The organism is Dactylosporangium thailandense, from assembly GCF_059739745.1.
In genome coordinates this window covers 6725513-6745399 of record NZ_AP029195.1, presented here as the reverse complement: position 1 = coordinate 6745399, position 19887 = coordinate 6725513, and the positions used below count along the sequence as shown (strand labels likewise).

The following is a 19887-nucleotide window of genomic DNA, read 5'->3' as shown; positions in this document are numbered from 1 at the left end:
ATGTCGTGCGCGGTGGTGGTGCTAGCACCACCTTCAGGTTCGCCGGGCACTATATGACGTGTGGATGTGGCGGCGACCGGTGTGTGGATGGGGCGGCTGGCCCGGCGTGGCGTGAGCGCCGTGCTGGCCGGTCTGGCCTCGATCGGCCTGGCGTTGACCAATCTGCTGCTGCTGGTGATGGCGCTCGTGGCGCTGGTGCTGGCGCCGGTGCCGTTCCTCGGCCTGGCCCTCGTCCCGTGGGCGATGGCCCTCGTTCGGATGCGAACGGACCTGGAGCGGCGGCGGGCGTGCCGGGCCCGGGTCGTCGTGGCCCGGCCGTACCATCCGCCGCCGCCGGGGGCCGTCGCCGGGAGCTGGCCGTATTTCCGGTGGACCGTGACCGACCCGGCCACCTGGCGGGATCTGGCCTGGCTCGTCCCCGGCGCGATCGTCGGCGCCGGCCTCGGGTGCGTCGCGGTGCTCATCCCGCTGTACGGGCTGGCCGGCCTGACGCTGACGCCGGTGTGGATCTGGCTCGGCACCGGCTGGTACGGCTACGGCGTCGTGTGGCACCTGCGGGCCCCCGCCGAGGTGCTGATATGCCTGCCGCAGGGCGCGCTCATCCTGGCCGCGGGCCTCGCCGTGGCGCCGTGGCTGCGCCGGGTCGACGCGCTGTTCGCCCGGCTCTTCCTCGCCCCGACGAAGGCCGCCGAGCTGCGGCTGCGGGTCGCCCAGCTGACGGTCACGCGGGCCGACACGGTGGACGCCCAGGCCGCCGAGCTGCGGCGCATCGAGCGCGACCTGCACGACGGCGTCCAGGCCCGGCTCGTCTCCCTGAGCATGATCATCGGGCTGGCCGACTCGCTCATGGACCGCGACCCGGCCCAGGCCCACCGGCTGCTCGCCGAGGCCCGGGAGGCCAGCGGCACGGCCCTGGACGAGCTGCGGCACCTCGTGCGCGGCATCCATCCGCCAGTGCTCGCCGAGCGGGGCCTCGCCGGCGCGATCCGCGCCCTGGCGATCAGCCTGCCGCTGCCGATCGCGGTCGTCATCGACCTGCCGGGCCGGCCGGACACGCCGGTGGAGTCCGCGGCGTACTTCGCCGTCGCCGAGGCGCTGACCAACATGATCCGGCACAGCCGCGCCCGCAGCGGATCGGTGTCGATCCAGCACGTCGGCGGCGACCTGACCATGGTCGTCACCGACGACGGCAACGGCGGCGCGGACCCCGCCTGTGGCACCGGTCTGCGCGGGATCGAACGCCGCCTCGCCGCCTTCGACGGCACCATCGCGCTGTCGAGTCCGTCCGGGGGACCCACCGTCATCACCATGGAGTTGCCGTGCGCGTTGTCATCGCCGAAGACCATGCCCTCCTCCGGGACGGACTGACCCGGCTCCTGCAGGCCTTCGACTTCGAGGTCGTCGCCGTCGTCGACAACGGCCCGGCGCTGCTGCCCGCGCTCGCCGAGCACCGCCCCGACGTCGCCGTGATCGACGTGCGCCTGCCCCCGACGTTCACCGACGAGGGCCTGCAGGCCGCCATCGCCGCCCGCGCGGAGATGCCCGGCCTGCCCGTGCTCGTGCTGTCCCAGCACGTCGAGCCGCTCTACGCCCGCGAGCTGCTGAGCACCCCCGACGGCGGCGTCGGCTACCTGCTCAAGGACCGGGTCTCCAACGTCGACGAGTTCGTCGGCGCCGTGCGCCGCGTGGCCGGCGGGGGCACCGCCATGGACCACGAGGTGATCACGCAGATGCTGGCCCGCCGTGAGCCGCTGGCCGTGCTCACCGCCCGCGAGCGGGAGGTGCTGGGGGAGATGGCCGAGGGCCGCTCCAACGCCGCGATCGCGGCCAAGCTGCGCATCACGGAGAAGGCGGTCAGCAAGCACATCAACAACATCCTCACCAAGCTCGACCTGCCGCCCTCCGACGACGACAACCGGCGCGTCCTGGCGGTCCTGGCCTACCTGAACGCGTGAGGCGGGCGCCCGGCGTCTGCTGCGTCACACCGGAAATGTGCGGTCCAGCCGATGAGTTGCGGCGAATATGACAACGATCGGACTCATCGGCAGCGGCAACATCGGCGGCACCGTGGCGCGGCTCGCGATCGCCGCCGGCTACGACGTCGTGCTCAGCAACTCGCGCGGGCCCGAGACCCTCGCGGACCTCGTCGCCGAGCTCGGGCCGAAGGCGCGGGCCGCCCGTGCGGCCGACGCCGCGGCCGCCGGTGACATCGTGGTGGTGACGGTGCCGCTGAAGGCCTACCGCGCCGTGCCCGCCGAGCCCCTGGCCGGCAAGGTCGTCATCGACACGAACAACTACTACCCGGCCCGCGACGGCAACCTCGCCGAGCTCGACAGCGGCACCGCCACCTCCAGCGGCCTGCTGCAGGAGCACCTGGGCTCCGCGAAGGTCGTGAAGGGCTTCAACAACATCTGGTCGCAGCACCTCGGCGAGCAGGGCCGCCCGGCCGGCGCCGCGGACCGGCCCGCGCTGCCGATCTTCGGCGACGACGCCGCCGCGAAGCGGACCGTGACCGAGTTCCTCGACGCGATCGGCTGGGACGCCGTGGACGGCGGGGATCTGGCCGAGAGCTGGCGTTCCCAGCCGGACACGCCGGTCTACGGCACGCCGTACCGCGAGGGCCCCGCCGACGCCCCCGCGATCCGCGCGCTGCTGGACAAGGCCGAGCGCTAGCGCGTCTGACGCACCGACCCGTCGGCGGAGATGCGGATCTCCGCCTGCGGGGTCGGGTCCGCGCACGACGGTCCCGCGTCCGGGCACGCCCCCCGCGGCCGCACGGTGAGCGACGCGGCGACGGCGATCGGCGCGTCCGGCGGCGTCGACACGTCCACGGTGACCGCCTCCAGCGTCAGCTCGGGGATCGGCGCGTAGCCGTAGCCGGGCGCCGGCCCCGGCTGCCGCACCGCCCCGCACACGGCCGCGGGGTCGCCGGTCGACGGGCAGGGCAGCGCGCTCATCGTCCCCGACACCGTCAGCGGCACGTCCAGCTCGTGGCAGCCCCACGACCCGCACACCCGCAGGTGCACCAGCGGCACCCGCTCGGCCACGGCCTCGTCGGCCGAGACCCCGAAGCCGCGCATCAGGGCCGCCGAGCCGGCCTGGGAGTGGACCGGGCCGGCGGGCGCGCACCCGCTCAGGAACACCGCGGCGAGGGCCGCGGGCAGCAGTCGTCTCACACGGACACAGACGCCGCCGGCGGCTCGGCGGTTCCCGTCGCGCGCAGCAGTGGCAGCAGCCCGCGGCCCTGCCGCTCGACCTCGGCCAGGTAGGGCGTGTCGGAGAGCACGAAGTGGGTGACGCCGAGGTCGCGGTAGCGGCGCAGCGACCGCGCGACGTCCGCCGCGGAGCCGACCAGCCACGTGGTGCCGGCCCCGGCGCCGCCGACCCGGCCCGGCGCCGTGAAGAGGCACTCGTCGAGCACGTCGCCGCGCGCCGCGAGGGCCTGCAGGCGCCCCTGGCCGGTGGCGGCGTCCCAGTTCGCGTCCCGCGCGACGCCGGCCGCGGCCATCCGGGCCACCCGCGCCTCGGCCTCGGCCCAGGCCTCCGCGGCGGTGTCGCGGACCAGGGTGGTGACCCGCAGGCCGAACTCCAGCGGCGGCAGGTCCCGCCCGTGCCGCGCGCCGAGCGCCCGCAGCCGCTCGATCCGCTCGCGCACCCCGTCGAGGGGCTCGCCCCAGAACAGCTGCACGTCCGCCTCGGCCGCCGCGACCCGCTCGGCGGCCTCGGAGGCGCCGCCGAAGTACAGCCGGGGGTGCCGTCCCCGCACCGCGAGGGTGGACCGCTCGACGCTGAAGAACTCGCCGCGGTACGTGACCCGTTCCCGCGTCCACAGCCGCCGTACGACCTGCAGGAACTCGCGGGTGCGGTCGTAGCGGCGGCCCGGGTCGGCCTCGGCGTCGCCGTATTCGGCGAGGGAGTCGCGGCCGGAGACGACGTTGATGAGCACCCGGCCGCCGCTGAGGTGGTCGAGCGTGGCGGCCGCGGCGGCGAACCGGGCCGGGTGCCAGTAGCCGGGCCGGACCGCGATCAGCGGCCGGAACGTGGTCGTGCGTGCCGCGAGCGCCGTGGCGACGGTGAACGTGTCGGGCCGCCCCCACCCGGCGCCGATGAGCGCCCCGCCCCAGCCGTACGCCTCGACGGCGAGGGCCTGCTCGGTGAGCGTGCCGAGGCTGTTGTGCCCCTCGACCACGTCGTCGCCGCGGTGGCCCGGCCGCACCTCGTTCGGGATGTACCACAGGTATTCGCCCGCCACGTGTTCGCCCGCCATGGCCAAATCATACTAAGCAGATTGGAAAAGTCGCTAGGCGTCGGGGTCGGCGAGGCCGTTGCGGTACGCGTACACGACCGCCTGCACCCGGTCGCGCAGGTCCAGCTTCGTGAGGATCCGCGACACGTACGTCTTCACCGTCTCCGCGCTGATCACCAGCGTCGCGGCGATCTCCGCGTTCGACAGGCCCGTCGCGATCAGCCGCAGCACCTCCAGCTCCCGCGGCGCCAGCACGCTGCGCGCGCTCGCCAGCGGCTCGGCCGGGCGTACCCGCGTGCCGAAGCGGCCGATCAGCTGCCGCGTCACCGCCGGGGCCAGCAGGGAGTCGCCCGCGGCCACGGTGCGCACGCCCGCGACGAGCTGCTGCGGGGTGGCGTCCTTGAGCAGGAAGCCGCTCGCCCCCGCGCGCAGGGCCTGGAACACGTACTCGTCGAGGTTGAACGTCGTCACCACGAGCGTCCTGATCGGCTCGGCGACGCCCGGCCCCGCCAGCTGCCGGGTGGCCTCGATCCCGTCCAGCACCGGCATCCGGATGTCCATCACCACGACGTCCGGGCGCAGCCGCCGGGCGAGATCGACGGCGGCGCGGCCGTCGCTCGCCTCGCCGACGACCTCCAGATCGTCCTGCGCGTCGAGGATGGTGACGAATCCGGTGCGCACCAGCGCCTGGTCGTCGGCGACGAGCACCCGGGTCATGCGAGCTCTCCAGCGGGGATTCGGGCGGTCACGGTGAAGCCGCCGGCGGGGTCGGGGCCGGCGTCGAGGGAGCCGCCGAAGACCTCGACGCGGTCGCGCAGCCCGTCCAGCCCGCGGCCGGAGCCGCCGACCGGGCGCGCGGGCGCGGCGCCGGGCGCGCTGGTGACGGTGATGCGCACGCCGTCGTCGCGGTGCGCGACCCGCACGACGGTCGGCTGCCCGGCCGCGTACTTCAGCGCGTTCGTCAGCGCCTCCTGCACCACCCGGTAGCCGGCCAGCTCGCGGCCCGAGCCGAGCCCGCCCGGCCGGCCCTCCTCGACCAGCTCCACCGGCTGCCCCGCGGCCCGCGCCCGCGCCACGAGCTCGCCGATCCCGGCCAGGGCCGGCAGGTCCCCGCGCGGCGCGACCCGGTCCGGGTCCAGCACGCCGAGCAGGTCCCGCAGCTCGCCGAGCGCCCGCCGGCCGGTCCCGCTGATCGCCGTCAGGTTCGCCGTGAGCCGGTCCGGGCGGGCCGCGAGGAACTGCGCGGCATCGGCCTGCACCACCATCGCGGTCACGTGGTGGGTGATCACGTCGTGCAGCTCGCGCGCGATCCGGGCCCGTTCCGCGGTGCGGGCGGCCGCCGCCGCGGCCCGCCGCCGCTCGCCCTCGGCGATCCGTCCCCGCCGCACCCACGCCCCCATCGCCCAGCCGCCCGCCACGAGCAGGAAGAAGATCGTGTAGTCCGCCGGCCGCGCGGCCGATCCGGCGGCGTGCAGGGCCGCGGCCAGCCCGGCGTACGCGGCCACCGCGCCCGCGGCGACCCAAGCCCGGAACCGCTCCTGGTGCGCGGCCACGCTGTAGAGCGCGACGAGCAGGCCCGCGCCCGCGAACGTGGCGTACCCGCGCAGCTCCTGCACCGCGAACCCGGCCGCCGCCAGCGCGAAGCACGCCGCGGGAAGGCGCCGCCGCCCGGCCAGCGGGAGCGTCTGCGCGAGCATGGCCACCACGGCGAGCGCGTCGAGCGGGCGGTGCGGCAGCTCGCCGAGGCGCGTCCCGGCCCCGGCCAGCTGCGGCACGAAGGCCAGCAGCGCCAGCAGCAGCCCGAACGCGCCGTCGCGCAGCACCACGCTGCGCGCGCGCCACCAGGCCAGGGCCGCGGCGCCCCGGCGGCCGAGCGGCAGACGCGACACGACCGCAGCGTAGCCGCCGCGGTCGTGGGCGATGTCCTCGGTCCTGGCCGCGGGCACAGCCCTCACCCGGCGCCGCCGCGGCGCACGATCAGGCCCTGCCGGTACGCGCGCCGCAGCAGCACCGCCGCGACCGCCGCGCCCGCGACGATCGCGAAGACGCTGCCCTCCGGGCCGAACCCGCCGCCGCTGACGAGGTCCGAGCCGCTCGCCGCCCCGCGCAGCAGGCCGTGCGTGCCGGTGGTGCCCGACACGACCGTGCCGAACAGGCCCGACTCGGCGAAGTTCCAGCCGAGGTGCAGCCCGATCGGCACCCACAGGGACCGGGTGGCGGTGTACGCGGCGCCGAGCATCAGGCCCGCCTCGGCCGCGATCGCGATCGCGCCCCACACCGTCGCGCCCGGGTTGAGCAGGTGCAGCGCGCCGAACAGCACGCCGGAGACGGCGAGCGCGACCCACGTGCCCAGCCACTGCTCGACGAGCCGGAACAGGGCGCCGCGGAAGAGCAGCTCCTCGGCGACGGCCGCGCCGATCATGGTGCCGAGGGTGGCGATCGCCGCGCTCACCGAGCCCCAGCCGGCGACGCGGTAGCCGCCGAACAGCGCGATGACGCCGATCGTCACCGCGAAGAGCGCGATGCCGGCGCCCGCCCACCGCAGGACCTGCGGCACCATCCGCGCCGCGGCGATCTCGTCCACCGGGCGCCGCTCGAGCCGGCCGACGATCCATCGGTACAGCAGCAGCCCGCCCGCCGCCGTGAGCGCCCCGCACACGAGGGCCGTGACGGCGTTTCCGGCCGCGGCCGAGTTGACCGCCGCCGACACCACGAGCACGATCGCGAACACCACGAGCATGATGAGCAGGCGCAGCCCGATCCGCCGCGCCGGCATGGTCCTCGTCCCGTCCATCGCAACCCCTTCAGCCGGTGCGCGGCCCGTGCCGCGCTCACATCGACGACGCTATGGCGTGCGAGGGGCCGCGGACGTCACCGTGAGGTGGGCACCGCCGTGTAGCTCGCACGGGGGACAGGGCCGCGAGCACCGGCGGTTGGTACCGTTCGCCTCATGGCCGACGGCGCACCCATCACGCTGTACAACTCGCTCACCCGGCGGGCGGAGCCGCTGCGCCCGCTGGTCCCCGGCGAGGTCGGCGTCTACACGTGCGGCCCCACCGTCTACTCCTACGCGCACCTGGGCAACATGCGGCCGTACGTCTTCAGCGACACCCTGCGCCGCGTGCTGGAGTGGAAGGGCCTGCGGGTGCGCCAGGTCGTCAACATCACCGACGTCGGCCACACGGTCGGCGAGAGCGACCTCGGCGAGGACAAGGTCGAGGCCGCCGCGCGCCGCGAGCTCAAGTCGGTCCGCGAGGTCACCGGCCACTACACCGAGGCCTACCTGCGCGACATCGCGCGGCTCAACGTGCGCACGCCGTCGGACCTGCCGCGGGCCTCCGACTACGTGCCGCAGATGCTCGACTTCGCCCGCGCGCTGGACGAGCGCGGGTACACGTACCGCATCGACAGCGGCCTGTACTTCGACACCGCCCGCTCGCCCGGCTACGGCACCCTCGCCCAGATCTCGATGGAGGGCCAGCGCGAGGGCGCCCGCCTGGAGACCGTGCCCGGCAAGCGCAACAAGGCCGACTTCGCCGTGTGGCGCACCGAGGCCCCCGGCCAGCGGCGGGTCATGCGCTGGGACTCCCCGTGGGGCCCGGGCGTGCCCGGCTGGCACCTCGAGTGCTCGGTCATGAGCATCGACCTGCTGGGCCGGCACTTCGACATCCACACCGGCGGCGTCGACCACCGCGAGATCCACCACGTCAACGAGATCGCGCAGTCCGAGGCGTACCTCGGCGAGGACCGCCCCTGGGTGCCGCTCTGGCTGCACAACGAGTTCGTGCTCCTGCGCAACCGCAAGGTCGCCAAGTCCGAGGGCGGCGCCCCGCTGCTGCAGGACCTCGTCGACGACGGCCTGCATCCGCTGGCCTACCGCTACTTCCTGCTCACCGCCACCTACCGCAGCCAGCTGGAGCTGACGGACGCGGCCGTGCGCGCCGCCTCCAGCACCCTGCGCCGCCTCGCCGGGCGGGCCCAGTCGCTGCGCCCGCTGCCGCAGCCGCCGACGCTGGCGGCGGCCCGGGCCGCGATGACCACGGACGCCGGGCGGGCGGCCCTGCACCGGCTCGACGAGGCGGTCTCCGACGACCTCAACACCCCGCGGGCGCTGGCCGACCTCAACACCGTCGTGCGCGGCGACGACCTGCCCGACAACGACCTCGCGGCGCTGCTGGCCGCGGCCGACGCGGTGCTCGGCCTGAGCCTCGGCGCGCTGAACCCGGCCGACCTCGACGGCCGCGCCGACGTGTCCACGGTGGACGACGAGCTGCGCGCGCTGCTGGCCCGGCGGGAGGACGCGCGGCAGCGCCGCGACTGGCCCGAGTCCGACCGCATCCGCGGCGAGATCGCCGACGCCGGCTGGCGCGTGGTCGACACGCCCGAGGGCCCGGTGCTGGAGCCGCTGCGGTAGCTCACGCCAGGGGCGTCGCGACCAGCAGACCCTCCTGGGTGACCGTGGCGCACAGCTCGCCGGCCCGGTCGTAGACGTGCGCCGTGGCCAGCGAGCGGCCGTGCGAGGCGACCGGCGAGTGCTGGTCGAACAGCAGCCACTCGTCGGCCCGGGGGATGTGGTGCAACCACAGCGCGTGGTCGAGCGACACGGTGTCCCAGGCGTGGTCGTGGTCGCGCTCGCGGCCCAGGCGCAGGCCGTGCGGTACCAGCGCCGCCGACAGCAGCGTGAGATCGGTCGCGTAGCAGAGCACGGCCGCGTGGACGAGCGGATCGGCGGGCAGCGGGCCGGCGGCGCGCATCCACAGCAGCCCGCGCGACGGGTCCCCGTCGGCGCAGGGGGCCACGCGGATCTCGACGGCGCTGAAGCCGCTCCACAGGCCGGTCAGCCCGCCCACGTCGGCGATGCTCTCGTCCAGCGTCGGCGCGTCCCCGGGCCGGCCCGCCTCCGGGGCCGGGGTCTGGTGGGCGACCCCGGCGGCCGGGGTGCCGAACGCGGCCGTCAGGCGCAGGACCGCCTTGCCGTCCTGGAGCAGGTCGACGGCGCGGGTCGTGCGGCTGCGGCCGTCGCGCACGTGCGTGACCTCGAACCGGTTCGCGAGCCCGCAGCGGCCCGGGCGCAGGAACGTGGCGTGCAGCGACTGCGGCACCAGCGGCGGCGCGACGGTCCGCGCGGCGGCGACGAGGGCCTGCGCCGCGAGCTGGCCGCCGAAGACGCGGGGCAGGTCGAGCGCGCCGTTGCGCCCCTCGAACACGGATGCGCCGATCCGCCGCAGGTCCAGCACGTCCAGCAGATCACCGACGTCATGCACGGCGGGGCGGGCGCGGGAAGAAGCCGGAGGTGCGGGCGGCGTACTCGGCGAACTCCGGGCCGCGGGACCGGCTCATCCGCCGCTCCAGCAGCGCCTTGCCGCTCTTGTTCACGAGCATGTGGGTCATCAGCACCGGGCCGATCACGGTGAGCAGCCCGGCCCAGTGCGAGCACGCGAGCAGGAACAGGCCCGTCCACACCACGGAGTCCCCGAAGTAGTTCGGGTGCCGCGTCCACGCCCACAGGCCCCGGTCCATCAGCCGGCCGGCGTTGGCGGGGTCGCGCTTGAACCGGGCCAGCTGCGCGTCGCCGACCGCCTCGAACGCGAAGCCGACCGCCCACACCACGACACCGGCCCACAGCAGCGCCGGGACCGGCTCGGCGACGTACATGGCCACCTGGACCGGCAGGGAGACCACCCACATGATGGCGCCCTGCGGCCAGTAGATGGTCCGGATGACGTACGGCACCAGCTTGCCCTGGTTGCGCCGCAGCAGGGCCGCGTACCGCGGGTCCTCGCCCTTGCCCCGGTTGCGCGCGTGGATGTAGACGCCGAGCCGCACGCCCCAGACCGCCGTGAGCGCGAGGGTCACCCAGCGCTGCACCGGGTCGCCGTGCCCGGCGGAGAGCGCGAAGGAGACGGCGGCCACCACGACGAAGCCGAGCCCCCACACCGTGTCCACGATGCTCTGCTCCCGGCGCCGCAGCGCGTACGCCATCGTCAGGGCCATCACGAGCGCCACGGCGACGACGGTCGCGCCGAGGTTGGTCAGCAACGCGCTGAAGTTCACGGCAGCGTCTCCTCGGCGAAGTCGGCGAAGGCGTCCTGGGCGGTGCGGTACTCGTGCGGCTTCCCGGCCCGGCTGGAGCCGAGCAGCCCGGCCAGCCCCGCGGCGTCCAGCGTGGACGGCACGCGCACGGTGCCCCACTCCACGGCGCTCGTCGCGCGCAGCGAGCCGTTCGCGGCCACGATCACCTCGCCGTTGAGGGTCCCCGCCGGGTCGACGAGCGCGGCGACCACCGGCGCGACCGAGGCCGCCGTCATCGCGTCGCGGAACTGCTCGGCCATCCCGGCGTCGGTCATCTGGGTCGTCGCGTAGGGCAGCAGCACGTTGGTGAACACCCCGCGCGACGCCCCCTCGGCGGCGATGGTCCGCCCGAGCGCGATGACCGCGCCCTTGCTGGCCGCGTACGCCGAGACCGTCGGCTCCCCGTGCAGCCCCGCGGTGCTGGCCACGAGCACGATCCGCCCGCCGCCCGCGCCGCGCAGGTGCCGGGCGGCCGCGGCGGCGACGCCCGCGGTGCCGAGCACGTTGACGGTCTGCACGGCGGCGAAGGCCTCGACCGACGTCTTGTGGAACATCGCCGGCGTGCTCACCGCGGCGCTCGTGACGCAGAAGTCGAGCCGGCCGAAGGCGGACAGGGCCAGCGCGACGAGGTCCTCCCCGGCGTGCGGGCCGGCGACGTCGCTGTAGTCGGCGACGGCGCGCCCGCCGGCCGCGGTGATCTCGGCGACCACCGAGCCGGCCGAGTCGACCTCGCGGTTGCGGTTGTTGACCACGACCGCGGCCCCGAGCGAGGCCAGGTGCAGGGCGAAGGCACGGCCGAGGCCCTTGCCGCCGCCGGTCACGATGCCGGCCCGGCCGTGAAGGAGGCTCATGCCGTCGCCTCCGCAGGCTCCGGCGCCGGCATGAGGAAGCTGTGTTCATGATGAGCGGCCCCTCCGCTTCGCTCCGGACCGCTCATGCCGTCGCCTCCGCAAGCTCCGGCGCCGGCATGAGGAAGCTGTGTTCATGATGAGCGGCCCCTCCGCTTCGCTCCGGACCGCTCATGCGTCCACCCGCTCGACGAGCACGGCGACCCCGAGGCCCGCGGCCCCGGAGACCGCGGCGACGCCGTAGCGCCCGCCCCGGGCGTGCAGCTCCTCGACGCACTGGCCGAGCAGGATCGCGCCGGTCGCGCCGAACGCGTGCCCCATCGCGATCGTGCCGCCGTTGGGGTTCATGCGCTCCGGCCCGGCGCCGAGGTCCCGGCGGAACTTCAGGCACAGCGCCGAGAACGCCTCGGCGAACTCGAACACGTCGATGTCGCCCGGCGTGAGCCCGGCCCGGGCGATGACCTTCTCGACGGCCTGCTGCCCGGCGGTGAGCATGATGACGGGATCGGTACTGCACGTCGCCGCCGCGACCACGCGCGCCCGCGGCCGCAGCCCGTTCGCCGCCGCGGCCGCGCCGGTGCCGAGCAGCACCAGGGCGGCGGCGTCGGCGATGGCGGGGGAGGTGCCGACGGTGTGCCGGTGCTCGATCGCCCCGGCCTCGGGGTGCGCGGCGAGCGCGATGGCGTCCTGGCCGGACGCGCCCAGCTCGGCGAAGGCGGGCGGCAGCGCGGCCAGGCCCTCGAGCGTGGTGGCGGGCCGGACGAGCTCGTCGCGGGCGAAGCCGTCGACGGGGACGACGGCCCGTTCGTAGAACCCGGCGTCCCAGGCGGCCGCGGCCTTCGTCTGGGTCTCCAGGCCGTAGGCGTCGAGCTCCTCGCGCCGCCAGCCGTCCAGCGTCGCGTTGAGGTCGGCGGCGATGCCCATGTGCACCGACCCGACCCGGCGGATGGTGTCGGGATCGCTCCACAGCGGGCCATCGTCGGAGAACATCGGCACCCGCGAGACGCTCTCCACCCCGCCGGCGACGGCGAGGTCGAGGTCGTCGGCGCGGACCCGGGCGGCGGTCTGCGCGACGGCGTCGATGCCGGAGGCGCAGAACCGGTTCAGGCTGACCCCGGGCACGTGGTCGCCCCAGCCCGCCAGCAGCGCCGCGGTGCGGGGAAGGTTCGCGCCCTGCTCGCCGTTCTGGCTCGCGAGGCCGAGGGTCACGTCGTCGATGCGGGCCGGGTCGAGCCCGGTGCGCTCGACGAGCGCGTGCTGGAGGCGCACGACGAGCTCGGTCGGGCTCAGGTGGTGCAGGGAGCCCTTGGCCGAGCCCTTGCCGCGCGCCGTCCGCAGGTACTCCAAGACGTACACGTCGCGTGAGGTCACTCTGTTAGGTGTAGTCTCAAAGCGGGTCCTTGGCAATAGATCACTCAGGTCAGGACGGCTGGACGTTGACGAGCGACTCTGCTTGTTATAGTAAGGAAGCTCGAATGGGAGGTGTCTCATGGCCTTGACGGCACGGCCGGACACGTGGGTCGCAGGTGGCTTCCAGACCGACTTCGCCCGCAACTGGGCCCGGGCCGGGCACGGCTTCGCGGAGCTCTTCGCGGAGGTGACGACCGGGACGATCGACGCGTCCGGCATCGACCCGGCCGACATCGGGGTGATCCACGTCGGCAACGCCTTCGGTCAGCTCTTCACCGGCCAGGGGCAGCTCGGCGGCATGCCCGCCACCGTCGACGAGCGGCTCTGGGGCATCCCCGCCGCCCGGCACGAGGCCGCGTGCGCCTCCGGCGGCATCGCGGTGCTCGCCGCGATGGCCGATCTCGAGTCCGGCCGCTACGACGTCGCCCTGGTGCTCGGCGCCGAGCTCGAGCGCACCGTCCCCGGCGACCAGGCCGCCCGCAACCTCGGCGCCGCCGCCTGGGTCGGCCACGAGGGGCAGCAGGCCACGTTCATGTGGCCGTACATGTTCAGCGCCCTCGCCGACGAGTACGACAAGCGCTTCGGCCTCGACGACGCCCACCTGCGCGCGATCGGCCGGCTCGCCTTCGACAACGCCCGGGCCAACCCCAACGCGCAGACCCGCGGCTGGACCTTCACCGACGCGAGCTTCACCGACGACGAGACGGCCAACCCGCCGGTCGAGGGGCGGCTGCGGCGCAACGACTGCAGCCAGGTCACCGACGGCGCCGCGGGCGTGGTGCTCGTCTCCGACCGCTACCTCGCGGCCCACCCGGACCTCGCCCGCCGGCCGCTCGCCCGGATCCTCGGCTGGGGGCACGCGACCGTCGGGCTGCCGCTGGAGCAGAAGCTGCGGCGCAGTGCCGACCAGCCGTACGTGCTGCCCCACGTGCGCCGCGCGGTGCTCGACGCGTTCGGGCGGGCCGGTATCGGCGGCGTCGAGGACCTCGACGGGATCGAGACCCACGACTGCTTCACGATGTCGCAGTACGCGGCGATCGACCACTTCGGCATCACCGCGCCCGGCGAGAGCTGGAAGGCGGTCGAGTCCGGCGACCTCGCCATCGGCGGCCGGATCCCGATGAACCCCGGCGGCGGCCTCATCGGTGGCGGCCACCCGGTCGGGGCCACCGGCGTGCGCATGCTCGCCGACGCCTACCGGCAGGTGACCGGCCAGGCCGGCGCCTACCAGGTGCCCGGCGCGCGCACCTTCGCCACCCTCAACATCGGCGGCAGCACCACGACGACGGTCAGCCTCGTGGTCGGCGCGTCCGGCACCGCCGAATAGCCTCTGCGAAGGAGGAGCCCTGTCATGGACGTCGAGCTCGTCGGTCACGCCCTGTCCACGCTGCCGGAGGACGACGACCACCCCTACCGCACCGGACCGTGGCGGCCGCAGACCAGCGAGTGGCGCGCCGGCGACCTCACCGTGACCGGGGAGATCCCGGCCGACCTCGACGGCGTCTACCTGCGCAACACCGAGAACCCGGTGCACCCCGCGATCGCGGGCAAGTACCACCCGTTCGACGGCGACGGCATGATCCACGTGGTCGGCTTCCGCGACGGCAAGGCGTTCTACCGCAACCGCTTCGTGCGCACCGACGGCTTCCTCGCCGAGCAGGAGACGAAGGAGCCGCTGTGGGCCGGCCTCGCCGAGCCCCCGGCGAAGAGCCTGCGCGAGGGCTGGGGCGCCCGCGGCGGGCTCAAGGACTCCTCCAGCACCGACATCGTCGTGCACGCCGGGGTGGCCCTGTCGAGCTTCTACCAGTGCGGCGACCTGTACCGCCTCGACCCGCTCACCCTCGACACGCTCGGCAAGTCCACGTGGGGCGGGAAGTTCCCGTCGCAGTGGGGCGTCTCGGCCCATCCCAAGAGCGACGAGCACACCGGCGAGCTGCTGTTCTTCAACTACGGCAAGGAGGCGCCGTATCTGCACTACGGCGTCGTCGACGCGGCCGACCACCTCGTGCACTACATCGACGTGCCGCTGCCCGGCCCGCGCCTGCCGCACGACATGGCCTACACCGAGCACTACGCGATCCTCAACGACTGCCCGCTGTTCTGGGAGCCGGAGCTGCTGCGCCAGGGCGTCCACGCCGCCCGCTTCCACCCCGAGATGCCGCTGCGGATCGGGGTCGTGCCGCGCCGGGGCGGCTCGCAGGAGGTCCGCTGGTTCGAGGCGGACCCGACCTACGTGCTGCACTGGGTCAACGCCTACGAGGAGGGCGACGAGATCGTCCTCGACGGCTTCTTCCAGGACGACCCGGAGCCGCAGGACCGCGGCGACGGCTCCTACTATCAGCGCATGTTCCGCTTCCTCGCGCTCGACCGGATGCAGTCGCACCTGCACCGGTGGCGGCTCAACCTGGCCACCGGCCAGGTGCGCGAGGAGCGGCTGCGCGACACGGTCACCGAGTTCGGCATGATCAACGGGCGGCACGGGGGCCGGCGCAACCGGTACGCGTACGCCGCCACCGGCGTCGAGGGCTGGTTCCTCTTCGACGGCGTCGTCAAGCACGACCTGGTCTCCGGGCACGACGAGGCCTACAAGTTCGGCGAGGGCGTCTTCGGCAGCGAGACCGCGATGGCGCCCCGGGTGGGCTCCACCGGCGAGGACGACGGCTACCTGATCACGATCGTCACCGACATGAACCGCGACGCCTCCGAGTGCCTGGTGTTCGACGCGCGCCGGGTCGCCGACGGCCCGGTCGCGCGCGTCGCCCTGCCCGAGCGCGTCTCCAGCGGCACCCATGCCACCTGGGCGGCCGGCTCCTCGATCCCCGGCTGGGGCACCGCCGACACGATGGCCGCCGCGCTGCGGATGGGCCCTGCGTGACCGTCGAACATCCCGGGGACGCGCCCACCCAGCTGGAGGCGGGCGGGCAGAACGCGGTCGCGCACGCGCTCGGGCTCATCGGCGACGAGTGGACGCTGCTCATCCTGCGCTACGCGACCGCGGGCGTGCGGCGGTACAGCGACTATCTGGACCGGCTCCCGATCTCCAACTCGGTGCTGACCAACCGGCTCTCCCGGCTGGCCGAGGTCGGCATCCTGGAGAAGGTCGCCTACCAGCAGCGGCCGCCCCGGTTCGAGTACCGGCTGACCAAGCGCGGCCGCGACACCTGGCCGATCCTGCTGGCCATCTGGGCCTGGGAGGCCCGCTGGGTGCCGCAGCACGAGGAGCTGCTCCCGGTCATGCGCCACAGCCGGTGCGGGCAGCCGTTCCAGCCGTTGCTCATGTGCGCCGCCTGCGGCAAGCCGGTCGAGCCCCGCGACGTCACCGGCGGCTTCGGCCCGAGCGGCACCTGGGAGCGCAGCGTGCCCGCGGCCACGACCCGCCGCCGCTCCTTCGCCGGCGGCGGCGCCAGCCCCGGCCTGTTCCCGCAGACCATGGCCCTCATCGGCAACCGCTGGTCCTCGGCCCTGCTCGGCGCCGCGTTCCTGGGCGCGCACCGGTTCAAGGACTTCGAGCAGCGCCTCGGCGCCCCGCCGACGATGGTCGCCGACCGGCTGCGCACGTTCTGCGACCTCGGCGTGCTCGACCCGGCCCCCGGCACCGAGCGCGCCGACTGGCTCAGCTACCACCTCACCGCCAAGGGCCGCGCCTTCTTCCCGGTCGTCATGTGCACGCTGGACTGGGGGCACCGCTGGTTCAAGGCCCCCGAGGGGCGGGCGCTGGTCTACCGGCACACCGAGTGCCGGCGCATCTTCACCCCGCGGCTGGCGTGCGACCAGTGCCGCGAGCCCCTGCGCGGGGGCAGCGACGTCTCCATCGAACGCACGTCATGAGCGCCGTGCTCTCGCTCATCGAGGCGAGTGTCGCCAAATTTCCGGACAAAACGGCGATTACGGGCGACGATGTCACCGTCACCTACGCCGAGCTGTGGCGGCGGTCCGAGGCGTTCGCGGTCCGCAAGGGTGAGCGCGTCGCCTACCGGGACCGCAACCGCACGGACTTCTGGGCGCTCCTGCTCGCCTGCCTGCGGGCCGGCGCGACCCTCGTGCCGATCAACTTCCGCCTGAGCGAGGGCGAGGCCGGCTGGATCGCCGCGGACGCGGGCATCGGCGAGGTCTTCGACGACGCCCCCGTCATGATCATGTACTCCTCGGGCACGACCGGCCGCCCCAAGGGCGTCATCGTCGACGACGCCCAGCTGGCCTGGACGGTCGGCGCGTTCGGCGCCCTGTTCGAGGTCGACGAGCACGCGGTGAGCCTGGTCCCGACCCCGTACCACCACATCGCCGGCACCGGCTGGTCCCTGATCACCCTGGCCGCCGGCGGCACCATCGTGCAGAACGCCGAGCCCACCCCGGCGAGCATGTCTCGCCAGCTGGTCGGATACCGGGCCACCCACGCGGCGATGGTCCCGACGCTCATCCAGGCGCTCACCGACGCCCCGGCCGACTTCTCCGCCCTGCGCCACATCGTCTACGGCGGCGCCCCGATCACCCCCACGCTCGTCGGGCGGGCCACCGAGGTCCTCGGCGCGCATTTCCACCAGTCGTACGGCCTGACCGAGACGACGGGCGTCGCCACGGTGCTCGAGCCCGAGGAGCACCACGCGAACGGCCGCCTGACGTCGGTCGGCCGCCCCCTGCCGGGCCTGGAGGTGCGCGTCTGCGACGGCGAGGTGCTGGTCCGCGGCCCCTCGGTGACGCGCGGCTACTGGCGCGGCGAGTCCGTCGCGGACGGATGGCTGCACACCGGCGACGGCGGCGCGTTCGACGCCGACGGCTACCTGTACCTGCGCGACCGCATCAAGGACATGATCGTCTCGGGCGGCGAGAACGTGTACCCGGCCGAGGTCGAGCGCGTCCTGGCCGGGCACCCGCAGGTGCTCGACGTGGCGGTGATCGGCGTCCCCTCCGCGCGCTGGGGCGAGTCCCCGATCGCCGTGGTGGTCGCGACGGGCCCGGTGGACGACCTGATCCCGTGGTCCCGCGAGCGCCTGGCCCACTTCAAGTGCCCGGTGGCCGTCCACGTCGTGGATGCCCTGCCCCGCAACGCCTCCGGCAAAGTCCTCAAACGCCTACTCCGCGAGGAACACCGCAATGACTGACTGGGCACTGCTGCGCCAGGTCGTCCTGGCCACGAACGACATCACCGCCGACGCCCGCCTCCTGCGCGAGCACTACGGCCTGGGGGCGGGCTTCGCCGACCCGGAACTGGCCGCGATCGGCATGTCCGACGACACGATGGCCCTGGCCGGCGGCGCCTACCTGGAGCTGGTCGGCCCGCTGACCCCGGACGTGTCGATCGCGCGCTGGCTGGCCAGGCGCGGCCCCGGCGGCTACGCCCTGTCGGTCCAGCACGGCGACCCCCTGGCGGCCCGCGACCGCGCCCTGTCCCTGGGCGTGCGGGTGGTCGCCGACCAGCTCGTGATGGGCCACCCGATCGTGCAGCTCCACCCGGCCGACGTTGGGCTGCTGCTGGAGCTCGACGGCATCGAGGACCGCGACGCGTGGTTCTGGGACGGGATGGGCGTGGACCCCTCGCCGCACGCCCTGATCGACGACGTGGTGGCCGTCGACGTGCCGGTGCGGGACCCCGAGGCCACCGTGCAGCAGTGGTCGCAGATCCTGGGCTACGACGCTGCCGGTGCGGACACCATCGACCTGGGTGGCCGGACGGTCCGCTTCAGCCCGGCTGCGGAGTTCCCGCGGTGGACGGTGACGCTGCTGCGCTCCGAGCGCGGCACCGCCCTGCGCGACGAGAGCCTGCTCGGCGTCCGCTTCCGGTACCGCTGACGCGGATCAGGCGGCGTAGGTCGCGCGCAGGGCGTGCTTGAGCAGCTTGCCCGAGGCGTTGCGCGGCAGGGCGTCGACCACGTGGACGGCGACCGGGCACTTGAAGTGGGCCAGGCGCTCGCGGCACCAGGCGATCACCTCGGCTCCGTCGGGGGTCCGGCCGGTGCGCGCGACGACCACGGCCACCGGGGACTCGCCCCAGCGGCCGGAGGGGACGCCCACCACGGCCACCTCGGCCAGATCGGGGTGGCCGGTCAGGACGCTCTCGACCTCGGCCGGGTACACGTTCTCGCCCCCGGAGACGATCATGTCCTTGATGCGGTCGTGGAGGTACAGGTAGCCGTCGGCGTCGAAGGAGCCGCCGTCGCCGGTGCGCACCCAGCCGTCCACGATCGTCTCGGCCGTCGCCGCGGGGTTGCGCCAGTAGCCGCGCATCACGTGCCCGCCGCCGATCAGGACCTCGCCGCGCTCCCCGGCGGGCAGGTCCGCCAGCGTCACCGGGTCCACGACGCGCACCTCGACCCCCGGCATCGGGCGGCCTACCGAGCGCAGGCGGGGCTCCTTCGCGGGCTCGTCCGGCAGGTGGTCCTCGGGCCAGAGCACGGTGACGCCGCCCGTCGACTCCGTCAGGCCGTACGACTGCAGGAACTTGCAGCCGAAGACCTCCGTCGCCGAACGGATCACCGGCAGCGGGATCGGCATCGCGCCGTAGACCAGGTAGCGCAGGGCCGACCAGTCCGCCGAGTGGGTGCGGGGGAGGTGCAGCAGGGTCTGCAGGATCGTCGGGACCACGGCCGCGTGGGACACCCGGCGCTCGCAGAGCAGGGTGATCAGCGCGTCCGGGCCGGCGGCGGTCTCCAGCAGCAGGGCGGCGCCGTTCAGGTTGGCCACGAGGGCCAGGCCCAGGCCGGAGATGTGGAAGTAGGGGATGGGGGCCATCGCCACCGAGGTGGTCGTCAGCTCCATGTCGTAGTGCATGGTGGCCAGCGCCTGGCCCAGGTTGTCGCCGCTGAGCATGATGCCCTTCGGCCGGCCCGTCGTGCCCGAGGTGTAGAAGATGACCGCGGTGTCGTCCGGGCCCACGGGGACGCCCGGGTCGACGGCATCCACTGTGGACAGCCACGCCTCGTACCGCTCGCCCGTGCGGACCGTCCGCACCTCCGCCGCCACGTCGGAGTCGGTGATCAGCACGGCCGGGGAGGCGTCGGCCAGGATCGCCGCGATCTCCGGCGGGGCCAGGCGGTTGTTGACGGCCGTGGCGATCGCGCCGGCCTTCGTCGCGCCGTAGAGCACCTCCAGGAACTCCGGGGCGTTCGCGCCGATGTAGGCCACCCGGTCGCCCGGTCCGACCCCGGCCGCGATCAGGGCCTGCGCCACCCGGTTCGAGCGCTCGTCCAGGGCGCCGAACGTCGTGGTGCGATGCGGCTCGATGACGGCGGTCAGATCCGGGGTCGCGGCCGCCCGGCGGCGGATGATGTCGGCGACACTGTCCACTCTGGACCCGTCGGCGTGGCGCGCGAAGAT

The 19887-nt window shown here is 74.5% G+C and carries 19 protein-coding genes; 9 read left to right on the top strand and 10 right to left on the bottom strand.

What is annotated here, in order from left to right; all coding sequences use genetic code 11:
- Positions 1 to 60 precede the first annotated feature (60 nt).
- The 3 genes from AC6JBM_RS29730 (at position 61) to AC6JBM_RS29720 (ending at position 2673) form a co-directional block, all read left to right on the top strand.
- A complete protein-coding gene (locus tag AC6JBM_RS29730) occupies positions 61 to 1368 on the top strand; it encodes a sensor histidine kinase (RefSeq protein ID WP_497977347.1) in 1308 nt (435 codons plus the stop codon).
- Complete coding sequence (locus AC6JBM_RS29725; protein ID WP_497977346.1) at positions 1320 to 1955, top strand: response regulator transcription factor; 636 nt, start codon at positions 1320 to 1322, stop codon at positions 1953 to 1955. Before AC6JBM_RS29730 ends, AC6JBM_RS29725 begins: the two co-directional genes overlap by 49 nt.
- Positions 1956 to 2022: 67 nt before the next feature.
- Positions 2023 to 2673: an NADPH-dependent F420 reductase gene (locus AC6JBM_RS29720; RefSeq protein WP_497977345.1), complete on the top strand. Its 651-nt coding sequence runs from the start codon at positions 2023 to 2025 to the stop codon at positions 2671 to 2673.
- Here the strand turns inward: AC6JBM_RS29720 and AC6JBM_RS29715 are convergent.
- The 5 genes from AC6JBM_RS29715 to AC6JBM_RS29695 form a co-directional block, all read right to left on the bottom strand.
- Positions 2670 to 3176 carry a hypothetical protein gene (locus AC6JBM_RS29715; RefSeq protein ID WP_497977344.1) on the bottom strand — a complete coding sequence of 169 codons (507 nt, stop codon included), beginning with the start codon at positions 3174 to 3176 and terminating at the stop codon, positions 2670 to 2672. The genes AC6JBM_RS29720 and AC6JBM_RS29715 overlap by 4 nt on opposite strands.
- The gene (locus tag AC6JBM_RS29710; RefSeq protein ID WP_497977343.1) at positions 3173 to 4267 is read right to left on the bottom strand and encodes an LLM class flavin-dependent oxidoreductase; all 1095 of its coding nucleotides are present in this window, start codon (positions 4265 to 4267) and stop codon (positions 3173 to 3175) included. Before AC6JBM_RS29710 ends, AC6JBM_RS29715 begins: the two co-directional genes overlap by 4 nt.
- A 33-nt stretch (positions 4268 to 4300) precedes the next feature.
- Positions 4301 to 4963: a response regulator gene (locus AC6JBM_RS29705; protein ID WP_497977342.1), complete on the bottom strand. Its 663-nt coding sequence runs from the start codon at positions 4961 to 4963 to the stop codon at positions 4301 to 4303.
- The gene (locus AC6JBM_RS29700) at positions 4960 to 6135 is read right to left on the bottom strand and encodes a sensor histidine kinase (RefSeq protein ID WP_497977341.1); all 1176 of its coding nucleotides are present in this window, start codon (positions 6133 to 6135) and stop codon (positions 4960 to 4962) included. The genes AC6JBM_RS29705 and AC6JBM_RS29700 overlap by 4 nt, the downstream gene beginning before the upstream one ends.
- Positions 6136 to 6197: 62 nt before the next feature.
- A complete protein-coding gene (locus AC6JBM_RS29695; RefSeq protein ID WP_497986549.1) occupies positions 6198 to 7001 on the bottom strand; it encodes a CPBP family intramembrane glutamic endopeptidase in 804 nt (267 codons plus the stop codon).
- A 195-nt stretch (positions 7002 to 7196) separates the two neighbouring features.
- Between AC6JBM_RS29695 and cysS the strand changes: the two genes are divergently transcribed.
- A complete protein-coding gene (cysS, locus tag AC6JBM_RS29690; protein ID WP_497977340.1) occupies positions 7197 to 8660 on the top strand; it encodes a cysteine--tRNA ligase in 1464 nt (487 codons plus the stop codon).
- A gap of 1 nt (position 8661) precedes the next feature.
- On the opposite strand, the gene AC6JBM_RS29685 is transcribed toward cysS, so the two are convergent.
- The 4 genes from AC6JBM_RS29685 to AC6JBM_RS29670 all read right to left on the bottom strand — a co-directional run bounded on the left by AC6JBM_RS29685 (position 8662) and on the right by AC6JBM_RS29670 (position 12537).
- On the bottom strand, positions 8662 to 9510 hold the full coding sequence (locus AC6JBM_RS29685; protein ID WP_497977339.1) for an acyl-CoA thioesterase: 849 nt from the start codon (positions 9508 to 9510) through the stop codon (positions 8662 to 8664).
- Entirely contained in the window at positions 9503 to 10300 is a 798-nt protein-coding gene (locus AC6JBM_RS29680) for a DUF1295 domain-containing protein (protein WP_497977338.1), read from the bottom strand. The genes AC6JBM_RS29685 and AC6JBM_RS29680 overlap by 8 nt, the downstream gene beginning before the upstream one ends.
- Positions 10297 to 11169 (bottom strand): SDR family NAD(P)-dependent oxidoreductase, encoded by an 873-nt coding sequence (locus AC6JBM_RS29675; protein WP_497977337.1) that lies wholly within the window; start codon positions 11167 to 11169, stop codon positions 10297 to 10299. Before AC6JBM_RS29675 ends, AC6JBM_RS29680 begins: the two co-directional genes overlap by 4 nt.
- A 168-nt stretch (positions 11170 to 11337) precedes the next feature.
- Complete coding sequence (locus AC6JBM_RS29670; RefSeq protein WP_497977336.1) at positions 11338 to 12537, bottom strand: acetyl-CoA C-acyltransferase; 1200 nt, start codon at positions 12535 to 12537, stop codon at positions 11338 to 11340.
- Positions 12538 to 12655: 118 nt separating this feature from the next.
- On the opposite strand from AC6JBM_RS29670, the gene AC6JBM_RS29665 reads away from it, so the two are divergent.
- From AC6JBM_RS29665 to AC6JBM_RS29645, 5 genes are read left to right on the top strand one after another with little or no spacing between them, the layout of a single operon-like run.
- Entirely contained in the window at positions 12656 to 13903 is a 1248-nt protein-coding gene (locus tag AC6JBM_RS29665; RefSeq protein WP_497977335.1) for an acetyl-CoA acetyltransferase, read from the top strand.
- Positions 13904 to 13927: 24 nt separating this feature from the next.
- A complete protein-coding gene (locus AC6JBM_RS29660; RefSeq protein ID WP_497977334.1) occupies positions 13928 to 15451 on the top strand; it encodes a carotenoid oxygenase family protein in 1524 nt (507 codons plus the stop codon).
- Complete coding sequence (locus tag AC6JBM_RS29655; RefSeq protein WP_497977333.1) at positions 15448 to 16404, top strand: winged helix-turn-helix transcriptional regulator; 957 nt, start codon at positions 15448 to 15450, stop codon at positions 16402 to 16404. Before AC6JBM_RS29660 ends, AC6JBM_RS29655 begins: the two co-directional genes overlap by 4 nt.
- Positions 16401 to 17675, top strand: a complete 1275-nt coding sequence (locus AC6JBM_RS29650; protein WP_497977332.1) for a class I adenylate-forming enzyme family protein — start codon at positions 16401 to 16403, stop codon at positions 17673 to 17675. Before AC6JBM_RS29655 ends, AC6JBM_RS29650 begins: the two co-directional genes overlap by 4 nt.
- Positions 17668 to 18363, top strand: a complete 696-nt coding sequence (locus AC6JBM_RS29645) for a VOC family protein (RefSeq protein WP_497977331.1) — start codon at positions 17668 to 17670, stop codon at positions 18361 to 18363. The genes AC6JBM_RS29650 and AC6JBM_RS29645 overlap by 8 nt, the downstream gene beginning before the upstream one ends.
- 6 nt (positions 18364 to 18369) lie before the next feature.
- Here AC6JBM_RS29645 and AC6JBM_RS29640 read toward each other — a convergent pair whose 3' ends face one another.
- Positions 18370 to 19857, bottom strand: coding sequence for a long-chain-fatty-acid--CoA ligase (locus AC6JBM_RS29640; RefSeq protein ID WP_497977330.1), 1488 nt, complete (start codon positions 19855 to 19857; stop codon positions 18370 to 18372).
- Between the last annotated feature and the right edge of the window lie 30 nt (positions 19858 to 19887).